The sequence below is a fragment of the Pseudomonas rhodesiae genome (assembly GCF_007858255.1).
Classification (GTDB): Bacteria; Pseudomonadota; Gammaproteobacteria; order Pseudomonadales; family Pseudomonadaceae; genus Aquipseudomonas; species Aquipseudomonas rhodesiae.
On record NZ_VFEU01000012.1, the window covers coordinates 109,454 to 127,212 of the forward strand.

Below are 17,759 nucleotides of genomic sequence, written 5' to 3' on the forward strand. Positions count from 1 at the left end.
GCCCACAGGCTCAACGGAGTACTCGATGACCACGCCAAGCAAAAAGATGAGCCTGCTGGGCCTCACCACATTGGTGACGATCAATATGATGGGCTCGGGCATCATCATGTTGCCGGCGAGCATGGCGCAATTGGGCGCGATTTCGTTGCTGTCGTGGCTGATCACGGCGGTGGGCTCGATGGCGATCGCATATGGCTTTGCCCAATGCGGCGTGTTCTGCAGACGCGCCGGGGGGATGTCGGCGTATAGCGAAGAAGCCCACGGCAAGTCGGGGTTCTTCCTGTGTTCGTTTCTGTATTTTCTGTCGCTGATCATCGCCAATGTGGCGATTGCGATTTCGGCGGCGGGCTATCTCTCGGCGTTTATTCCATGGCTGGCCAGTGGCCCGGTGCCGCTGTTTATCGGCAGCCTGGGGCTGATCTGGCTGACCACCGCCGCCAATTTCGGCGGCCCACGCCTGACCGGGCGCATAGGCGTGGTGACGGTGTGGGGCGTGATTATCCCGGTGGTGGGGCTGTGTGTGATCGGCTGGTTTTATTTCAAGTTCGAGGTGTTCGTGGCGGCCTGGAACCCGCACCAGCTTCAAGGATGGGACGCGATCAGCGCGAGTATTCCGCTGACACTGTGGGCATTCCTTGGCATGGAGTCGGCGGCCCAGGGGCATGACGCCGTGGAAGACCCACAGCGCACCGTGCCTCTGGCCTGCCTGCTCGGCACCCTCGGCGCGGCGCTGGTGTACGTGCTGTCCACCACCGTGATCCAGGGCATCGTGCCGAACGCCGAACTGGCGAGCGCGTCCGCGCCCTTCGCGGTGGTGTATGCGCAGATGTTCGCGCCGTGGGTTGGCGACGTGATCATGGCGCTGGCGGTGGTGGCCTGTATCGGCTCATTGCTGGGCTGGCAGTTCACCCTGGCCCAGACGGCCAAGATGTCGGCGGACCAGCGCATGTTTCCGCGTTTCTTCAGTCGGATCACCCAAGCCAACGCGCCACTCCTGGGCCTGTTGGCCTGCGCCGCGCTGCAAAGCCTGATCGCTTTGTCGACGATCTCGCCCACCGCCTCAGCGCAGTTCAGCAAATTGGTCAGCCTGGCGGTAGTGACCAACCTGGTTCCCTACGTCACCGCCCTCACCGGGCTAATGGTGATGATGCACAAGGCCCGCGCCCCTCAAGCGCTGCAAGTACGCAATACGCTGGTGGTGCTGGTGGCTGCGGCGTATTCGCTGTATGCGATCTACGCCTGCGGCGAAGAGGCGGTGTTTGGCGCGATGCTGGTGCTGGCGTTCGGTTATGTGCTGTACGGTTTTCTGGCTAAACGCTTCGTCGATGATGGGCGGGCCGAGAGTTGCTAAACCGGCCCTCAGCGCAAACGGGTCACTGCCAATGCGACCACGGCGATCCGCTCTACGCGCTCATAACCGGGTTTTTCCAACTCTTCGCCGAATACATCCGGGTCTAGTTCGCGGTAGGTCCAGCCGTAGGCATCGCTGCCGAGCAACGGCTTGACCGCCGCGAGGAACGGATCCTCCCCGGCGACAATCGCCGCACCGGTATACAGCACCAATGTGCCGCCCACCGCCAGGCGCCCGAGGGACTCGCTGACAATCCGCACCGACAGTTGCTCGCCCAAGGCGCCGCCGCCATGCCGGTAGGCCCGCTGGCGGTCATCGTTCATATAGGGCGGGTTGGCGACGATCATGTCGAACTCGCCTTCCACGCTGTCCAACACGTTGCTGTGATACGCGCTGATATTGCTCAGGCCGGCCAACTCAGCGTTCACTGCGGTGAGACGCAAGGCGCGCGGGTTGATGTCCACCGCAAGCACTTGGGCGTCATGTCGCGAGCGGGCGATTACCAGCGCACCGACGCCAGCGCCGCAGCCGATGTCCACAGCACGCTTGATCGGCTCGAAGCGCTGTTGCAAGTGGGCGTCGATCAGTTGCGCGAAGCGGTAGCTGTCAGGCCCGAAAAACACCGCATCCGCTTGGGTGGTGGGATACGCCGAGTGGGCGATCAACAGGTCATCCAGGCTCGACCAGCGCACGGCGCTGCGCCAAAGCGAATCGTGCTCTTCAACGACATCGGCGTGTTGCAACTCTTCGCGCAAGGCGTCGGGCAATAGGTCGCGGTCGAACGGCATCGACCAGCCGAAGACATCGCGCAGGTTCATGGCCAGCGGCGTCGCCAGGCGTGCGTAGACGCGGTCATGGGTCAAGGGCGTGGGCGTGATAAAGCGGTAGCCGCTCTGTTGCAAACCGCGTCCCAGGTTCAGCAGCGCACGGTCGGCCAGTTGTTGTGCGGACATAAACAGGTTCCTTAGCGCAGGCGCGCGCGCAGTTGGATAAAGCGGCGCGTGGCGTACAGCCCCGCGGGGGTGCAATGCCGCCGGGCCGACAACCACGGCAGCAGCGCAGTGAGTTGCTGTTGATCGTTGAGGTTGCACAGCGATTCGACCAGCGCCTGGGTGTCCGGGTCCGTCGGCCGATGCGTGTCGCGGGGCAGCGGTTTGCCACGACCGGGGCGCACCGCAGGCACGCGTTCGGCGCTGATCCAATCACCGGCGATCCAGTCATGCAGCACCTGTTTTTCATAGCCACTGAACACCCCGAACATCGCCGCACCGGCGCCTTCGATCAGTTGCCAGAAGCGGCTTTCGGCGGGGTCCTGGTTGCGTTTGATCCAGCCCTTGTCTTCCAGTGCCTGGAGAAACGCGCCGATCTGCCCGGGCTTGGCGAGCCATTGGTTGACGGTCTTGCCTTCGAAGCGGCAATAGTCCGAATGCATGTGCTGGCCGAAGGTGCGCTTGCGTTCGAGCATGGCCACCAGTTCGTCGTGCAGGTTGAAGCTATTGATCACGGCCGTGGTGCCCGGGCCCAAGTCATTGAGGCGATAGCCCTCAGCCACACGTCGATAGAAGTCCGCCCTGCCCTCGCCCAACGGCAACAGGTCGATGACCGATTGCGCCGCTTTGCAGGCGTGTCCGGTGCTGGCGTTGTCGATGGTTACATGGAGCGTGAAGTAATAGGGGTCGATGCCCAGTTCGCTCAGTTCGTACGAGGTGATCAACAGGTGCAGGGGCAACTGCTCATAGCCCAGGTTGTAGCCGATGATTTCCGGCAAGAAGTCCTCACCGCACAGACCCAGCGCCAGCTGCAGAGCGCCTTGCAGGTAGTGATCGTCGTCCAGGCCGGCTTCGCTGGTGGCATCGTGGTCGCTGAGCAGCTTGCGGTAAATCACCACATGATTCTGCGCGGCGTGGCCGTCGCCCAATTCTTCCAGGTAGGTGGTGAGCAGGCCGTCAAAGCGCGAGTCGTGCCAATGGGGCAGCAGGCCATACAGCCAGGCGCCGTCGACCTGTTTGGTCGGCGCCACGCGCTGCAGGCAATACAAGGCATGGGCCTTGTTGTGAAAAAATCGACGGGGCCGGCCTTGCTGGCGTTGCTCCAGATACTCGGCGTAGGCCTGGGCCACTTCGGCGCAGCGCTGCTCCACCCAGGCGGCCAGATGCTCAGGCACCTCGGGCAGGTCGCCGGGCAACTTACGCGCCTGGGCCAATTGCGCTTGCACAAAATCCCGTGCGGCTTCTCCGGCGCCCTCGGCTTCGCTGTACAGCTGTTGGTACAGGGCGTGATAACGACCGTGAGCCGAATGATGCATCGAGGCCGGCTGGCCTGAGAGCGCTGTGAGGAACGTCATGATGGCAGTGTCCGCAAAGTCCTAAACAACCAGGCCTCCCGACAAGGCGGCCCCGTAAGCACGCTGAACGGCGCGTGTCTAGAATGCAGAGCCTCGGGAGGTGCGGAAAATTCAAATCCGATTAAGGCGGGGTGGACCAGCGGTCAATTGCTGTGGCGCAGAATCGGCCTGAAAGCCTTGGCAGGGCAAGGCCTGGCAGCGGTATGGGGTGGAGAGACTTGTGTAGTGAACGGGCTTGTTTGTGTGGTGAGCGGGCTTGCCCCGCGCCGGGCTGCGAAGCAGCCCCTGTCTCAGGCGATGTGTCCCATCTGACACACCGCGGCACCTTAAGAAGGGGCTGCTACGCAGCCCAGCCCGGGCGGTGCGACGATTCGACAAGCCCGCTCACTACAAATAGGCGCTTACTTGCGCGCCGCCTCCCATTGTTTAAGCAGGTCGTTGTAGCCGACGGTCTCGCCTTTGGGCTTCTCGTTGGCCAGTTTCGGCTTGGGTGCGCCCGGTTGGTCGAACCAGTATTGCGCGTCACGCTCGGGGTTCATTTTCGGGCCGCACACCGGCTGCACCTTGGAGCGTTCCAGGCGCGTCATGATCGCGTCCTGCTCCTTGGCCAGGTTGTCCAACGCCTGTTGCGGGGTTTTCTCGCCGCTGGCGGCGGCGGCGATATTGCTCCACCACAGTTGCGCCAGGCGTGGGTAGTCCGGCACGTTGGTGCCGGTAGGCGTCCACTCCACGCGGGCCGGGCTGCGGTAGAACTCCACCAGCCCGCCGAGTTTCGGCGCCATGTCGGTCATGGCCTGGGAGTTGATGTCCGACTCACGAATCGGCGTCAGACCAACGATGGTTTTCTTCAGCGACACGGTTTTCGAGGTCACGAACTGCGCATAGAGCCAGGCCGCCAGTTTCTGCTTCTCGGGGGTGGACTTGAGGAACGTCCAGGAACCTACGTCCTGATAGCCCTTTTTCATGCCCTTTTCCCAGTAAGGCCCTACCGGCGACGGCGCCATGCGCCATTTCGGTGTGCCGTCGGCATTCACCACCGGCAGGCCCGGTTTGGTCATGTCGGCGGTAAACGCGGTGTACCAGAAAATCTGCTGGGCGATATTGCCCTGGGACGGCACCGGGCCGGATTCGGAGAAGGTCATGCCCGCTGCTTCCGGTGGCGCGTAGGCTTTCATCCAGTCCACGTATTTCTGGGTGGCGAACACCGCCGCCGGGCCATTGGTGTCGCCGCCACGGGTGACACTGGAACCCACCGGGTGGCAGTCCTCCACGCGAATGCCCCACTCGTCCACCGGCAAACCGTTGGGCAGGCCTTTGTCGCCGCCGCCGGCCATGGAGAACCAGGCATCGGTGAAACGCCAGCCCAGGGACGGGTCTTTCTTGCCGTAGTCCATGTGCCCATAGATGCGCTTGCCGTCGATTTCCTTGACGTCTTCGCTGAAGAATTTGGCGATGTCCTCGTAGGCAGACCAGTTCACCGGCACACCGAGTTCATAGCCGTACTTTTCCTTGAACTTGGCTTTCAGCTCCGGGCGTTCGAACCAGTCGGCGCGGAACCAGTAGAGGTTGGCGAACTGTTGGTCAGGCAGTTGGTAGAGCTTGCCGTCCGGACCGGTGGTGAAGGACAGGCCGATAAAGTCCTTGAGGTCCAGGGTCGGCGAGGTGAAGTCCTTGCCTTCGTTGGCCATCAGGTCGGTGATCGATTCGGTTTTGCCATAGCGAACATGGGTACCGATCAAGTCGGAATCGTTAACCCAGCCGTCATAGATGTTTTTATCGGACTGCATCTGGGTTTGCAGTTTCTCCACCACGTCGCCTTCCTGCAGCAGGTCGTGGGTCAGCTTGATCCCGGTGATCTCGCTAAAGGCCTTGGCCAGCACCTTGGATTCGTACTCGTGGGTGGTGAGGGTTTCCGACACCACGTTGATCTTCATCCCACGGAACGGCTCCGCAGCTTTGATAAACCACTTCAACTCTTCGAGCTGCTGGGCTTCGGTGAGGGTGGACGGTTTGAACTCGCTGCCGATCCATTTTTTCGCGGCGTCTTCGTAGGCATCGGCCCAGGCCGAAGCGCTCAAACCGCTCAGGGCCAGTACGGCGGCCAATGAAATGCTATGTCGCAGCTTATTGTTCTTATTCAACATAGAGACCTCCTGGTTGTTTATTTCATAAGGGCATCAGCCCCAGCGCATCACACTCAACAGCCATACCAGGGACAGCGCGGACGCTACCCAGATGCTCCAGTCGGTAACGCCGATTACCAGCAAATGCAGGTAGGCGCTGCCGAGAAGACCGATAAACAAACGATCGCCACGGGTGGTGCTGATCGGCAGAAACCCGCGTCGCGGGATGCTCGGCGAACGCAGCTCCCAGGTAGTCATGCCCGCCAGAATCAGGGCGATGCCGCCAAAGAACAGTGCGGTGGGGGTGGTCCAGGCCATCCATTCCATCATCGAATCCTCTAGACCCGGCCCAGGGCAAAGCCCTTGGCCACGTGGTTACGAACAAACCAGATCACCAGCATGCCCGGCAGGATGGTCAACACCCCTGCCGCGGCCAGCACGCCCCAGTCGATACCGGAGGCCGAAACGGTGCGGGTCATCACCGCCGCAATGGGCTTGGCATTGACCGACGTGAGCGTGCGCGCCAGCAGCAGCTCGACCCAGGAAAACATAAAGCAGAAAAATGCCGTCACCCCGATGCCGGAGCCGATCAACGGCACAAAAATCTTCACGAAGAACTTAGGAAACGAGTAACCGTCAATGTAGGCGGTTTCGTCGATTTCCTTGGGCACGCCGGACATAAAACCTTCCAGAATCCACACCGCCAACGGCACGTTGAACAGGCAATGGGCCAGCGCCACAGCGATGTGGGTGTCGAACAGGCCGATGGAAGAGTAGAGCTGGAAAAACGGCAGCAAAAACACCGCCGGCGGCGCCATGCGGTTGGTCAGCAGCCAGAAGAACAGGTGCTTGTCCCCCAGAAAGCGGTAGCGCGAAAACGCATAGGCCGCCGGCAGCGCCACGCTCAGGGAGATCACCGTGTTCAGGCTCACGTAGTACAACGAATTGAGGTAACCGGTGTACCAGCTCGGATCGGTGAAGATCACCTTGTAGTTGGCCAGGGTGAAATCCTGCGAAAACAACGTCAGGCCGCCGAGGATCTCGGTGTTGCTCTTGAAGGACATGTTCAGCAGCCAGTAGATCGGCACCAGCAGGAACAGGATGTACAGCAACAACGGAATCAGCTTGCGTTTGCTCATGTTGGCGGCCTCAGCGGTTGGCGTCGGAGTGGGTCATGGCGGTGTAGAACAGCCAGGACACCAACAGGATGATCAGGAAATACACCAGGGAAAACGCCGCCGCCGGACCCAGGTCGAATTGACCTACGGCCATCTGGGTCAATGTCTGACTCAGGAACGTAGTGGCGTTACCCGGTCCGCCGCCGGTCAGGACGAAGGGCTCGGTGTAAATCATGAAGCTGTCCATAAAGCGCAGCATCACCGCGATCAACAGCACGCTCTTCATTTTGGGCAACTGGATATGTCGGAAAACTGCCCAGGTCGACGCGCGATCGATACGCGCAGCCTGGTAGTACACGTCCGGAATCGCCCGCAGGCCGGAATAACACAGCAGGGCCACCAGTGAGGTCCAGTGCCATACGTCCATCACCAGCACCGTGACCCAGGCGTCCATGGTGTTGGCCGCGTAGTTGTAGTTGATCCCCAGGGCGGTGAGGGTCGAGCCCAGCAGGCCGATATCGGCGCGGCCGAAGATCTGCCAGATGGTGCCCACCACGTTCCACGGAATCAGCAGCGGGATAGCCAGGATAATCAGCACCAGCGACGACCAGCGGCCTTTGGTCGGCATGGTCAGGGCAATGGCGATACCCAGCGGGATTTCGATCAACAGCACGCAGGCCGAATAGATGAACTGGCGCAGCAACGAGTCGTGCAGGCGCGGGTCGAGCAGCACCTGCTTGTACCAGTCGGCCCCGACAAAGTAGCGGCTGGACTGGTCGAAAATGTCCTGCACCGAGTAGTTGACCACGGTCATCATCGGGATCACCGCACTGAACGCCACCAGCAGGAACACCGGCAGTACCAGCCACCAGGCTTTGTTGTTCTGCACCTTGTTCATGGCAACACCTCCAGCAGGTAGTCGTCGGCGTAGAGCATCAGCCATTGCGCGGGGAAACTGATGGAAGCCTTGTGTTCGGGCACCGGTTTGTCTTCGGCCAGGCGCACTTTGAGCGTCGCACCGTCGAGAGTGAGGGTCATGATCTTGTAGGTGCCGAGGTCTTCCAGATGCGTGACATCGGCTTGCAGGGCGTCAGAGTTGTGCTCGTCCCAAACGTGGATAAATTCCGGGCGGATGCCGACCTGCAACCTCTGGTAGCTGGTCTCGGCAAGGCGCTGTTGCATTGCAGTGGATAGCGGCAGGTGGGTGCCGGCAAAGCGGACCCCGCCCGCCTCGGCCTGCACCTCGATCAGATTCATCCCAGGGCTGCCGATGAAATAGCCGACAAAGGTGTGGCTGGGCCGTTCGAACAGCTGTCGCGGCGTGCCGAACTGCACGATCTGCCCGCCGTACATCACCGCGATTTTGTCGGCGAAGGTCGAGGCTTCCAACTGGTCGTGGGTGACGTACACCATGGTGATATTGAACTGCTCATGGATCTGCTTGAGCTTGCGCCGCAGCTTCCACTTCAGGTGCGGATCGATCACCGTCAACGGTTCGTCGAACAGGATCGCCGACACGTCGTCACGCACCAGGCCGCGGCCCATGGAGACTTTTTGCTTTTCGTCGGCGGTGAGGTTGCGGGCTTTTTTGTTCAGCAGGTTTTGCAGGTCGAGGACTTCAGCGATTTCCTGCACTTTGCTGTGAATTTTCGCCTCGGCCATGCCCTGGTTGCGCAATGGAAAGGCCAGGTTGTCGAACACCGTCATGGTGTCGTAGACCACCGGGAACTGGAACACCTGGGCGATGTTGCGTTTTTCCGGCGTAAGGTCGTTGACCACTTGGGTATCGAACAGCACCTGGCCTTCGGACGGGCTGAGCAACCCGGAGATGATATTAAGCAAGGTCGACTTGCCGCAGCCCGACGGGCCGAGCAAGGCGTAGGCACCGCCCTGCTCCCACACATGGTTCATTGCCCGGATCGCGTAGTCTTCAGGCCCGTTCGGCGTAGGACTGTAACTGTGCGCCAGGTTCTGCAAATGGATCTCGGCCATCAGGCAACCCTCGCGACACGGCGCCCGGGGGCCTGGACCAAGCGGCCCTGACCATCGAACACAAACAGTTTATGGGTGGGGATATACACGCGGATCGGCGCATCGACGTCGTACTCATGCACCCCCGGCAGGTGCAGCACCAGTAGGAAATGTTCGCTGCGCACATGCAAAAAAGTTTCGGAGCCGCTGATCTCAGCCACCTCCACGGTCACCGCCAGCTCCAGGTCATCGTCGTTGCTTGGCACCAGGCTGATATGGCTGGGGCGTATGCCGAAACGGAACTCGCCCTCCCCGATCGGACGCAGGTCCACATTGAGGGGGAAATGCACGAAATTGGCGAAGCTCACTTCGTTGCCGCTGATCCGCCCGGGCATCAGGTTGATCGGTGGTTCGGAAAACAGCTCAGCGGCCAGTACCGTCTGGGGCTGGTGATAAACCTCGGCGGCCTTGCCACTCTGAATCACCCGGCCTTCGTGGAGGATGGTGGTGGTGCCACCCAGGGCCAGGGCTTCGTTGGGCTCGGTGGTGGCATAGATGGCGATGGTGTGCCGCGCGGCGAACAGCTCGCGCATTTCCTGACGCAGCTCTTCGCGCAGTTTGTAGTCCAGGTTCACCAGCGGCTCGTCGAACAGGATCAGTTCGGCATCCTTCACCAAGGCCCGGGCCATGGCGGTACGTTGCTGCTGGCCACCGGACAGTTCGAGCGGGTGGCGTTGCAGGAATTTTTCGATGCGCAGCATCCTGGCGGTTTCCAGCACCTTGCTCTGGATCAGCTCATGGGCCATGCCGGCCTGGCGCAACGGCGAGGCGATGTTCTCGAACACGGTCATGGTCGGGTAGTTAATGAACTGCTGATAGACCATCGACACATTACGCAGGCGCACCGGCTTGTGGGTGACGTCCACGCCGTTCATCAGGATGCGGCCGCTGTCGGGCTTGTCCAGCCCAGCCATCAGACGCATCAGGCTGGTCTTGCCGGAGAGCGTCCGGCCAAGCAGAACGTTGAAGGAACCGGGTTCGAAACGCAGGTTGGCGTCGTCGATCCAAGTCTGGCCTTCGACAACGCGGGAGACATGTTCCAGGGTCAATGACATGACACGACCTTTTTATTATTGGAATGAATCTGGCCAGTCGTCAGAGCGAGTTTCGTGCCAAAAATGCAGGTACTTGATTCACAAGGAAATGGGGCTTAGGTGATGTTCAGGAGTGAACAATTTGGTTGAGCAAGTGAACAGTTTGGGGCTTGACAGTGAACAGTTCTGAACAACACTCTTTGAAGCCGATTGAATGCTCAACGCATTTTGTAGCGTTGGCGCCAGTAGATTGCGCAAGACCCCAAAACAATAAAAAGAAGGTCGCCCCATGGCCGAACCCTTGGCTCACGACACCATCATTCAGGACTCCTGGCGCCGTTGCCGCGCCTTTGGCCTGGACCACCAAAGCCCCCCCAGCTTTGACCAATTGCCTGCAGAGGGCATCAGCCAATTGCTGGAGAGCCAGCATTCCCTGGTGCAGACCACTCACCAGGAAGTCCTGCCCTACTACGAAAATATCCTCAGCAACTCCAACTGCCTGATCATGCTGGCTGACAACCAGGGCCAAGTGCTGACGTCGTGGGGCACCCAGCGTTTTATCGAACCCAAGCTGGCCCGTGGTTTCAGCGCCGGCGCCAGCTGGCTGGAGCGCGCCAGCGGCACCAATGCCATCGGCACCGCCTTGGCCTGTGCCCAGGCGGTGCACATCGCGCACGACGAACACTTTCTCAAGGCCAACCGCTTTATGACCGGTTCCGCGGCGCCGATCTTCGATGCCCAGCGCGAAATCATCGCGGTGTTGGACGTTTCCAGCGACAGCTACCTGCCACCCTCCCATACCCTCGGCATGGTCAAAATGATGAGCCAGACCGTGGAGAACCGGTTGATCCTCAACCTGTTTCGCGGCGAGCACTTCCAGCTGACCTTCAACACCGGTTTGAGCAATCTCGATAGCCAGTGGGCGGGGTTGCTGATTTTCGATGAAAGCGGCCAGGTGCTCTCGGCCAACCGTCGCGCCGACAACCTGCTGGGCATCAGTTTGTCGCGCGTGATGATCGACAGCCTGTTCAAAGTGTCGTTGCTGGAATTGCTCAACCAGCCCGAAGGCTTGCCATTCTCATTGCAGGCGGCCGGGCGCAACCGCTTCCAGTGCCTGCTCAAGCGTCCCCTCCAGCAGCCGGTGCAAGCCCGCGTATTTACCGATCCCAAGGCTCGCGAACCGCGCCCTACGCCTGCCCCCACGGCCATCGGTCTCAAGACCCTGCACTTTGGCGACCCGCGCGTGGAAAAAGCCGTGCGCCAGGCCGAGCGCCTGCTAGAAAAAGACATTCCGCTGCTGATCCACGGCGAAACCGGAGTGGGCAAGGAAGTGTTCGTCAAAGCCTTGCACCAGGCCAGTTCCCGCAGCCGCCAGGCCTTTATCGCGGTGAACTGTGCGGCGATTCCCGCCGAATTGGTGGAATCGGAATTGTTTGGCTACGAAAAAGGCGCGTTCACCGGCGCCAATCAGAAAGGCAGCATCGGCCTGATCCGCAAAGCGGACAAGGGCACACTGTTTCTCGATGAAATTGGTGACATGCCACTTCCGACCCAGGCGCGGCTATTGCGGGTTTTGCAAGAACGCTGCGTGCAACCGGTGGGCAGCAGCGACCTGTTCCCGGTGGATCTGCGCATAATCTCCGCCACCAATCGAGCCTTGCGCGAGTGGGTGCAGGCCGGGCGTTTCCGCGAGGATTTGTACTACCGCATCGGCGGCCTGACCCTGGAACTGCCCCCATTGCGCGAACGCCGTGACAAACAGGCGCTGTTCCAACAACTGTGGCAACAGCATCGCGAGCCGACGCAAAGGGCCGGCTTGAGCGCCGAGGTGCTGGCGCTGTTCGAGCAGCACCCTTGGCCGGGCAATCTGCGCCAGGTCAGTAGCGTGCTGCAGGTGGCGCTGGCGATGGCCGAAGAGCAGCCGATCCGCGTCGAGCATCTGCCGGACGACTTCTTCGTCGACCTGGACCGGGCGGCGCCGGCCCCGGCCAACGATGGGCTGGACGACAGCGACGACCTGACCCGGCGCCTCAAAGCCGCCGGCGGTAATATTTCCCACCTTGCCAGGGAACTGGGAGTGAGCCGAAACACCTTGTATAAACGCCTGCGCCAGCATTAGCGCGGCTTGACCACCACCAGCAGGTCGGTGAAGTACTCGACCTGAATCGGCAGGTTATCGGCCAACGCCGACAGCGCCGCCGAGGTGTCATCCAGCTTGAACACCCCGGACACGCGCATATCGCCCAAAGCAGCGGCGTCGAACCGCAACAGGCCGTGGCGATAGCTGGCCAGGGTTTGCAGCACCTCGGTCAAGGGTTGATCGTTGACCTTGAGCAGGCCACGGGTCCAGGCGTCCGCGTCGGCATTACCGATAGGCTGGGGCGGCTGGGCGCGGCCGTGGTCCACCACCGAGCGTTGCCCGGCCGTGACCTTGACGCTTTCGCTGGCCTGCCCTTTGACCGCCACGGTGGACTCGATCACCGTCACCAGCGTCGAGCCGTCCGCCGCGCGCTTGACCAGGTAGCGCGTACCCAACGCCGTCGCCGTGCCTTGGTTGGTGCGCACCACGAAGGGCCGTTGCGCGTCCTTGGCCACATCGACCCACAGCTCCCCCTGCAACAGCTCGATCACTCGCTGATGGCCGTCGAATTTCACGTCCACCGCCGAGTTGCTGTTGAGCTGCAACTGGCTGCCGTCTGCCAGGGCGATTTGGCGGCGCTCGCCGACGCCGGTGCGCTGGTCGGCCATCCACACCGGCATATGTTCCAGGCTCAGCCATCCGCACAGCAACACACCGAGCAGGCCTACCACCTGGGCTCCGCGCGCGCGTGGCGTGGGAAAAGCGCGCTTCAGGGCAATGCGCGCCGGTTGCGCGGGCACGGTGTCGAAACTCCCCCACAGGCCGCGCATACGCTCGATGGCCACCCCGTGGCGCGGGTCGGCCTGGCACCAGGCCTCGAATGCCCGGCGCTCGGCTTCGCTGACATCTTCGTCGTGCAGACGCGTCAGCCAATTCGCCGCTTGCTGAATGATCTGTTCGGAACTCACGACAGCGGGTCCGCCGCGTGCAGGCTGTGGTAGCAGTGCACCAGGGCACTGGAAATGTAGTTTTTGACCGAGCTGGGGGACACGTTCAAGCGCAGGGCGATTTCGCTGTAGGTCAGCCCGTCGAGGCGGCTCAGCAGAAACGCTTCGCGGGCCTTGGCCGGCAAACCGGTGAGCATCTCGGCGATACGCTCCAAGGCTTGCAGTGCCACATGAATGGCTGCCGGATCGGGCACGCCGGCATCTTCACTCTGGATTGCCAGCGCTTGCAGGTAGGCTTTTTCAATGCGCCGCCGACGCGCGCCATCGATCAGCAGGCGCCCCGCCGTGGTCGCCAAAAAAGCTCGCGGCTCTTGGATGTGCTGCGGCTCGGACAGCATCAAGACGCGAATAAACGCATCATGGGCCAGGTCCGCAGCCTGTTGCGAGCACCCGAGTTTTTTGCGCAGCCAACCGTGTAACCAGCCATGGTGTTCGCGGTACATCGCCGTAAGGGTCTGCTGACGCACTGGATCGCCCAGCGCGGCCGGAATGTCATGCATGCGCAAAAACTTCTCAAATGGGAAATATTACCAATTGCGCGAACAATGCCAGTAAAACGCTATGGGAGCAAGGGCTGACACCCGGCTTAACGCCAGCTCCATGACACACCGGTGTAAATGCCACGACCGTCCGCCGGGGTTGAACGCGCGGCATCCAAGCCTTTGTCGTCGTAACCGGGCGTCACGGTGTTGGCGTAACGCCGGTTGGTCAGATTGCGCAGGTCGACCCAGGCTTGCCAGTCTTGTTTGGGGGCGTCGTAGCCGAGGGTGGCGCCCAGTGTGGTGTAGGACGCGGCGTAGTAGGAATTGGCGTAATCCACCGCCACTCGCGACGAATGCTCAGTGTTGAGGCTGGTGTAGAACCCCGTCGGGTGGCTGTAGCGCAGCTGCGCCTGGTAGTAATGCTTGGGGATGCCCGGCAAGCTGTTGTCGCCAAAGCGCTCGTCGTCGCGGTAATGGAAGTCACTGAAGGTGTAGGCCTGGCGCAGGGCGAGCTGACCGTTGCGGCCGCCCTCCCACAGCGGACTGAGCAGGCTCAGTTCCACACCCTGATGCACGGTGGGGCTGGCGTTGGACTCGGCGATCACGGCATTGGCGGTGGCTGTTTGTGCCTGGGTCTCGACGCTGAGCAGTTCGTGGCGCACCTCGGAGCGGTACAGCGCCAAGTCCCACTGACCAAACCACTGCTCGCCCCGCCCGCCGATTTCCAGGGTAGTGGCGGTCTGGTTTTTCAACTTCACGCCTTCACGCTGCAAGCCAGTGGCCGGGCCGCTGCGCTCAGGGAAATAGCGGTTGGAACCCCAGATCATCGACCAGGCGTGCGGCGGCTCCACCGAGCGGCTCAAGTTGCCGTACACCTGCAATTGCGCGGTGAAGTCATAGCGCAGGCCGATGCGCGGCGCGTAGTCCCAATCGTGCTGGCTGACCGGCGTGCCCGTGGCCGGGTAGGTCACTTCGGTTTCGCGGCGGGTGTAGATCGCCGCAAGGCCAGTGGTCAGCCACAGGTCCGGAACCAGCTCCAGGTCGTTGCCCACATGCAGCACGGTGTCGGAACCCAGGTAGCTGTAGTCGCGGGTTTTAGTGCCGGGAGCGTAGGACGCAGTATTATTCGCGGGAGTGCGTACATATTCCGACGTGCCATTGTTGGGCATTGCCTGAGTGGTGCGCAGCCCCACGGTCGTCTTGCTGTCGTGGCCGAACAGCGTGTCCTGGCGGATGTAATTGAGGGTGCCGCTGATATCGGTATAGGCGACTTTCAGGCGATTGGTGCCTTCGCGCAGGTCCATGGGGTAATCGTGGTAGGCCAGGCCTACCTCGACCCGACTGTTGTCATCCAACTGCAAGGTGGTCTTGTTGGCCAGCCAGGTGGAACCGGGTTGCAGGCGCTTGGAATCGCGGGCGGCATTGAGGCGATTGGCCGCGCGTGGATCATGGCTGATCTGGTCACGGGTGAGTTTGCCGGGGGTGTCGTTGGTGGTTTCGCGGTAGCGCAGGTAAAAACGCGTCTCCAGATTCGGGTTGAAGCGATAGCCGAAGTTGGCGGCAACCCCTTTGCCGGTGGCGGCGCTTTGGTGTTGATAGCCGTCGGACTCGGAATCGGTAAGGCTGATGTAGTAATCGGCATCCCCCAGCACCTGGCCCGAACTGATCTCACGCTGCCCGTAGCCACGGCTGCCCATCTCATAGCGCAGTTGCAGCTTGGGCGCGTCGTAGCCGGTGCGGGTCACGTAATTGACCGCCCCGCCCAGCGCCAGCGCGCCTTGGTCAAAACCGTTGGCACCACGCAACACCTCGACCCGGCTTTGCCATAGCGGGTCTTTGAGTTCGTAGGGCGTACCGCCCGGGCCGGTCAATGGCAGGCCGTCGAACATTTCGTACAAGCCGGAAGCGTGGGCGCCTGGGCCGCGATTGAGGCCCGAGCCGCGAATGGACAGTTTCACCCCTTCGTTATTAGCCGCCTTGGCGTACACCCCAGCCTGGTACTTGAACACGTCTTCATTGGAACTGACCCGCCCCTGCTGCACGCTGTTCATGTCGATGTAGTTAGTGGCGCCAGGCACGCTGCGCAATTGCGCCTGGGCCACTTCGCCAGCGCTGGCCTCGCTGCTGGTGACTTCCACCGGCGCCAATTGCAGTTCTTCGGCATGCCCCAGAGAGGTCAGGGCCAAGGCAGCAAACAGAAACGGAGGTTGACGCAACAGCATGAGGGCAAATCCTTGAAATTCGGAGGCGTGCAAGGCTTGGCCCAGCACGCGGGCAGTGTTGGGAAGGCAACGGTGGGCGACAAGTCACGCCCGATTAGCACATCGAACTTTCCCACGGCAGCATCAGAACCGAATGAAGGCAGAACAGCACGTCGCAACCCGACGAAACCTCCAGCACCTGCGTGAGGTCCACTGCTCAACTCACCGCGCGCATTCAAAAGGAAACCACTATGTCGCTGACACACGAAGGTACCGCCCATGTACTCCTGGCCTCACGCCACCTCGGCGCCGAGCCGGAGGAATGCCCGAACCCGTCGGTCAATATTCGTCTGTCGGAAAATGGCACGCCGACCATCGTGCGCCTGGAGGCGGATGGTCCGCTGCAATGGCCGGGGCACGCCAACCATGTCACGGTGACATTGCCCCAGGGGCGGGAAATAAAGGGGGTGATCGTGGAGATCAATCGGCAAACAGATAACGCCCACTGGCTGACGTTCAGCCTGGATGACTGAACGCACTTAGCCCGTTAGTCGCCTGATCGAGCGCGTCAGGCGCTATTGCAGCTCGTTGGCAAAGCGCCCTACTGCACTGACCACTTGCTTGGCGCCGCCTTGGATTTCGGTGATGACCGCACCGGCCTGGTTGGCCAATGTCAGGCCTTGCTCGGCCTGTTCGCGGCTGCTGAACATTTCGGCGATGGCTTCATCGGCCAGCCTCTGGTTCTGTTGAACCACGCTGACAATCTCCTCCGTCGCGGCACTGGTACGACTGGCCAGCTGCCGGACCTCATCGGCGACCACTGCGAATCCTCTGCCCTGTTCACCCGCCCGCGCGGCCTCAATGGCCGCATTGAGCGCCAACAGGTTGGTTTGCGCGGCGATACCACCGATGGTCTGCACAATCGCACTGATCAACAACGATTGCTTGCCCAGCGCCTCAATGCTGCCGGTGGCCGACTGCATTTGCGTGGCGATGTTCTGCATGGTCTGCACGGTATTTTGCACCACCGCCGCGCCGCGCTCGGCGGTCACATCGGTTTGCTGTGACACTTCATAGGCCACCCCGGCAGCTTCCTTGACCTCCGACTCTCTCAAGACCTGGTCGGTTACCACACTGGCAAACTTGACCACTTTGCACAGGTTACCTTCGGCATCGTGCACAGGGTTGTAGGTCGCTTCGAGCCAGACTTCATGGCCACGACTGTCCAAGCGTTTGAAACGGCTGGCCACGTATTCCCCGCGGTTGAGCGTCTGCCAGAAATGGCTGTACGCCGGCGACGCCGCTTCCTGCGCGGTGCAGAACATGCTGTGTTTCTTGCCCACGATCTGCTCGAGCGTATAACCCATGGCATCGAGAAATTGTGTATTGGCGGTGACTACGGTGCCATCCAACTTGAATTGTATGACCGCCGTCGAGCGCAACAGCGCGTTGATAAACGCTTCGTTTTCCTTGCCGATTTCGATGGCGCGAGTGACTTCTGCGCCGTATGCCTGTACCGATGCAAGCTGGCCATCACGCCCTTTAATGGGGAGCCAGGTCAGGTGGAACCAGGCCAGGCTGCCATCGTTACGCAGGTAGCGATAATCATCGTTGACCGGCTCGCAGCGCGCGACCGCCGCATTGAAATTTCGAAAGCACGGCAGGTCCTTGACGTAAGCCGGGACAATTTCATTCAACAGGCGTCCCTCCACTTGCTCACGGGAATAGCCCAAGGCCCGCGCGAACGCCTCATTCACGACCGTGATGCGAAAGTCGGCATCCAAGCGTATCGAGATCATGCCTCGATCACATTGAGCGACGAGTTGACGGAGCAGGAAGAGTTCGTCGTCCTGGTCCAGAAGGTCCTTCTTCAAGCGTCGATTAAACATGTTGGCGTCCACTGAGGGTTGTCATCACTGCATCGGCTAAGTCGTCCAATGCTTAAACACCGGTCGACGAACTGTCATGATAGCTCTCGGTTGAAGACG

At 61.2% G+C, this 17,759-nt stretch carries 15 protein-coding genes; 3 read left to right on the top strand and 12 right to left on the bottom strand.

Translation table 11 applies throughout. The features are described 5' to 3' along the window. The first annotated feature begins 25 nt into the window (after positions 1-25). The gene (gene potE / locus FIV35_RS18545; protein WP_034138512.1) at positions 26-1,351 is read left to right on the top strand and encodes a putrescine-ornithine antiporter; all 1,326 of its coding nucleotides are present in this window, start codon (positions 26-28) and stop codon (positions 1,349-1,351) included. An 8-nt stretch (positions 1,352-1,359) separates the two neighbouring features. On the opposite strand, the gene FIV35_RS18550 is transcribed toward potE, so the two are convergent. The 8 genes from FIV35_RS18550 to FIV35_RS18585 all read right to left on the bottom strand — a co-directional run bounded on the left by FIV35_RS18550 (position 1,360) and on the right by FIV35_RS18585 (position 10,022). Next, positions 1,360-2,304: a methyltransferase gene (locus FIV35_RS18550; protein WP_034138513.1), complete on the bottom strand. Its 945-nt coding sequence runs from the start codon at positions 2,302-2,304 to the stop codon at positions 1,360-1,362. A gap of 11 nt (positions 2,305-2,315) precedes the next feature. Next, positions 2,316-3,695, bottom strand: coding sequence for an iron-containing redox enzyme family protein (locus tag FIV35_RS18555; RefSeq protein ID WP_034138514.1), 1,380 nt, complete (start codon positions 3,693-3,695; stop codon positions 2,316-2,318). Positions 3,696-4,096: 401 nt separating this feature from the next. Then, positions 4,097-5,839, bottom strand: coding sequence for an ABC transporter substrate-binding protein (locus FIV35_RS18560; RefSeq protein ID WP_034114134.1), 1,743 nt, complete (start codon positions 5,837-5,839; stop codon positions 4,097-4,099). A gap of 33 nt (positions 5,840-5,872) precedes the next feature. Continuing rightward, entirely contained in the window at positions 5,873-6,145 is a 273-nt protein-coding gene (locus tag FIV35_RS18565) for a DUF2160 domain-containing protein (protein WP_003232363.1), read from the bottom strand. An 11-nt stretch (positions 6,146-6,156) separates the two neighbouring features. Further along, positions 6,157-6,957, bottom strand: a complete 801-nt coding sequence (locus tag FIV35_RS18570) for a carbohydrate ABC transporter permease (protein ID WP_083377858.1) — start codon at positions 6,955-6,957, stop codon at positions 6,157-6,159. A gap of 10 nt (positions 6,958-6,967) precedes the next feature. Then, positions 6,968-7,834 carry a carbohydrate ABC transporter permease gene (locus FIV35_RS18575; protein ID WP_034138515.1) on the bottom strand — a complete coding sequence of 289 codons (867 nt, stop codon included), beginning with the start codon at positions 7,832-7,834 and terminating at the stop codon, positions 6,968-6,970. Next, positions 7,831-8,928, bottom strand: coding sequence for an ABC transporter ATP-binding protein (locus FIV35_RS18580; RefSeq protein ID WP_034138516.1), 1,098 nt, complete (start codon positions 8,926-8,928; stop codon positions 7,831-7,833). The genes FIV35_RS18575 and FIV35_RS18580 overlap by 4 nt, the downstream gene beginning before the upstream one ends. Then, positions 8,928-10,022 (bottom strand): ABC transporter ATP-binding protein, encoded by a 1,095-nt coding sequence (locus FIV35_RS18585; RefSeq protein WP_034138517.1) that lies wholly within the window; start codon positions 10,020-10,022, stop codon positions 8,928-8,930. The genes FIV35_RS18580 and FIV35_RS18585 overlap by 1 nt, the downstream gene beginning before the upstream one ends. Before the next feature lie 268 nt (positions 10,023-10,290). On the opposite strand from FIV35_RS18585, the gene FIV35_RS18590 reads away from it, so the two are divergent. After that, complete coding sequence (locus FIV35_RS18590) at positions 10,291-12,120, top strand: sigma-54-dependent Fis family transcriptional regulator (protein ID WP_034138518.1); 1,830 nt, start codon at positions 10,291-10,293, stop codon at positions 12,118-12,120. Here the strand turns inward: FIV35_RS18590 and FIV35_RS18595 are convergent. The 3 genes from FIV35_RS18595 to FIV35_RS18605 all read right to left on the bottom strand — a co-directional run bounded on the left by FIV35_RS18595 (position 12,117) and on the right by FIV35_RS18605 (position 15,792). Beyond that, positions 12,117-13,049 (bottom strand): FecR family protein, encoded by a 933-nt coding sequence (locus tag FIV35_RS18595; protein ID WP_034138519.1) that lies wholly within the window; start codon positions 13,047-13,049, stop codon positions 12,117-12,119. The two genes, FIV35_RS18590 and FIV35_RS18595, sit on opposite strands and share 4 nt — an antisense overlap. After that, entirely contained in the window at positions 13,046-13,588 is a 543-nt protein-coding gene (locus FIV35_RS18600) for a sigma-70 family RNA polymerase sigma factor (RefSeq protein ID WP_034138520.1), read from the bottom strand. The genes FIV35_RS18595 and FIV35_RS18600 overlap by 4 nt, the downstream gene beginning before the upstream one ends. Positions 13,589-13,674: 86 nt before the next feature. Continuing rightward, entirely contained in the window at positions 13,675-15,792 is a 2,118-nt protein-coding gene (locus tag FIV35_RS18605; RefSeq protein WP_034138521.1) for a TonB-dependent receptor family protein, read from the bottom strand. 230 nt (positions 15,793-16,022) lie between these two features. Here FIV35_RS18605 and FIV35_RS18610 point away from each other — a divergent pair, with 230 nt between their 5' ends. Further along, a complete protein-coding gene (locus FIV35_RS18610) occupies positions 16,023-16,304 on the top strand; it encodes a hypothetical protein (RefSeq protein ID WP_034098596.1) in 282 nt (93 codons plus the stop codon). Positions 16,305-16,346: 42 nt separating this feature from the next. Here the strand turns inward: FIV35_RS18610 and FIV35_RS18615 are convergent, their stop codons facing one another. Next, entirely contained in the window at positions 16,347-17,660 is a 1,314-nt protein-coding gene (locus FIV35_RS18615; protein WP_034138522.1) for a methyl-accepting chemotaxis protein, read from the bottom strand. Positions 17,661-17,759: the final 99 nt, after the last annotated feature.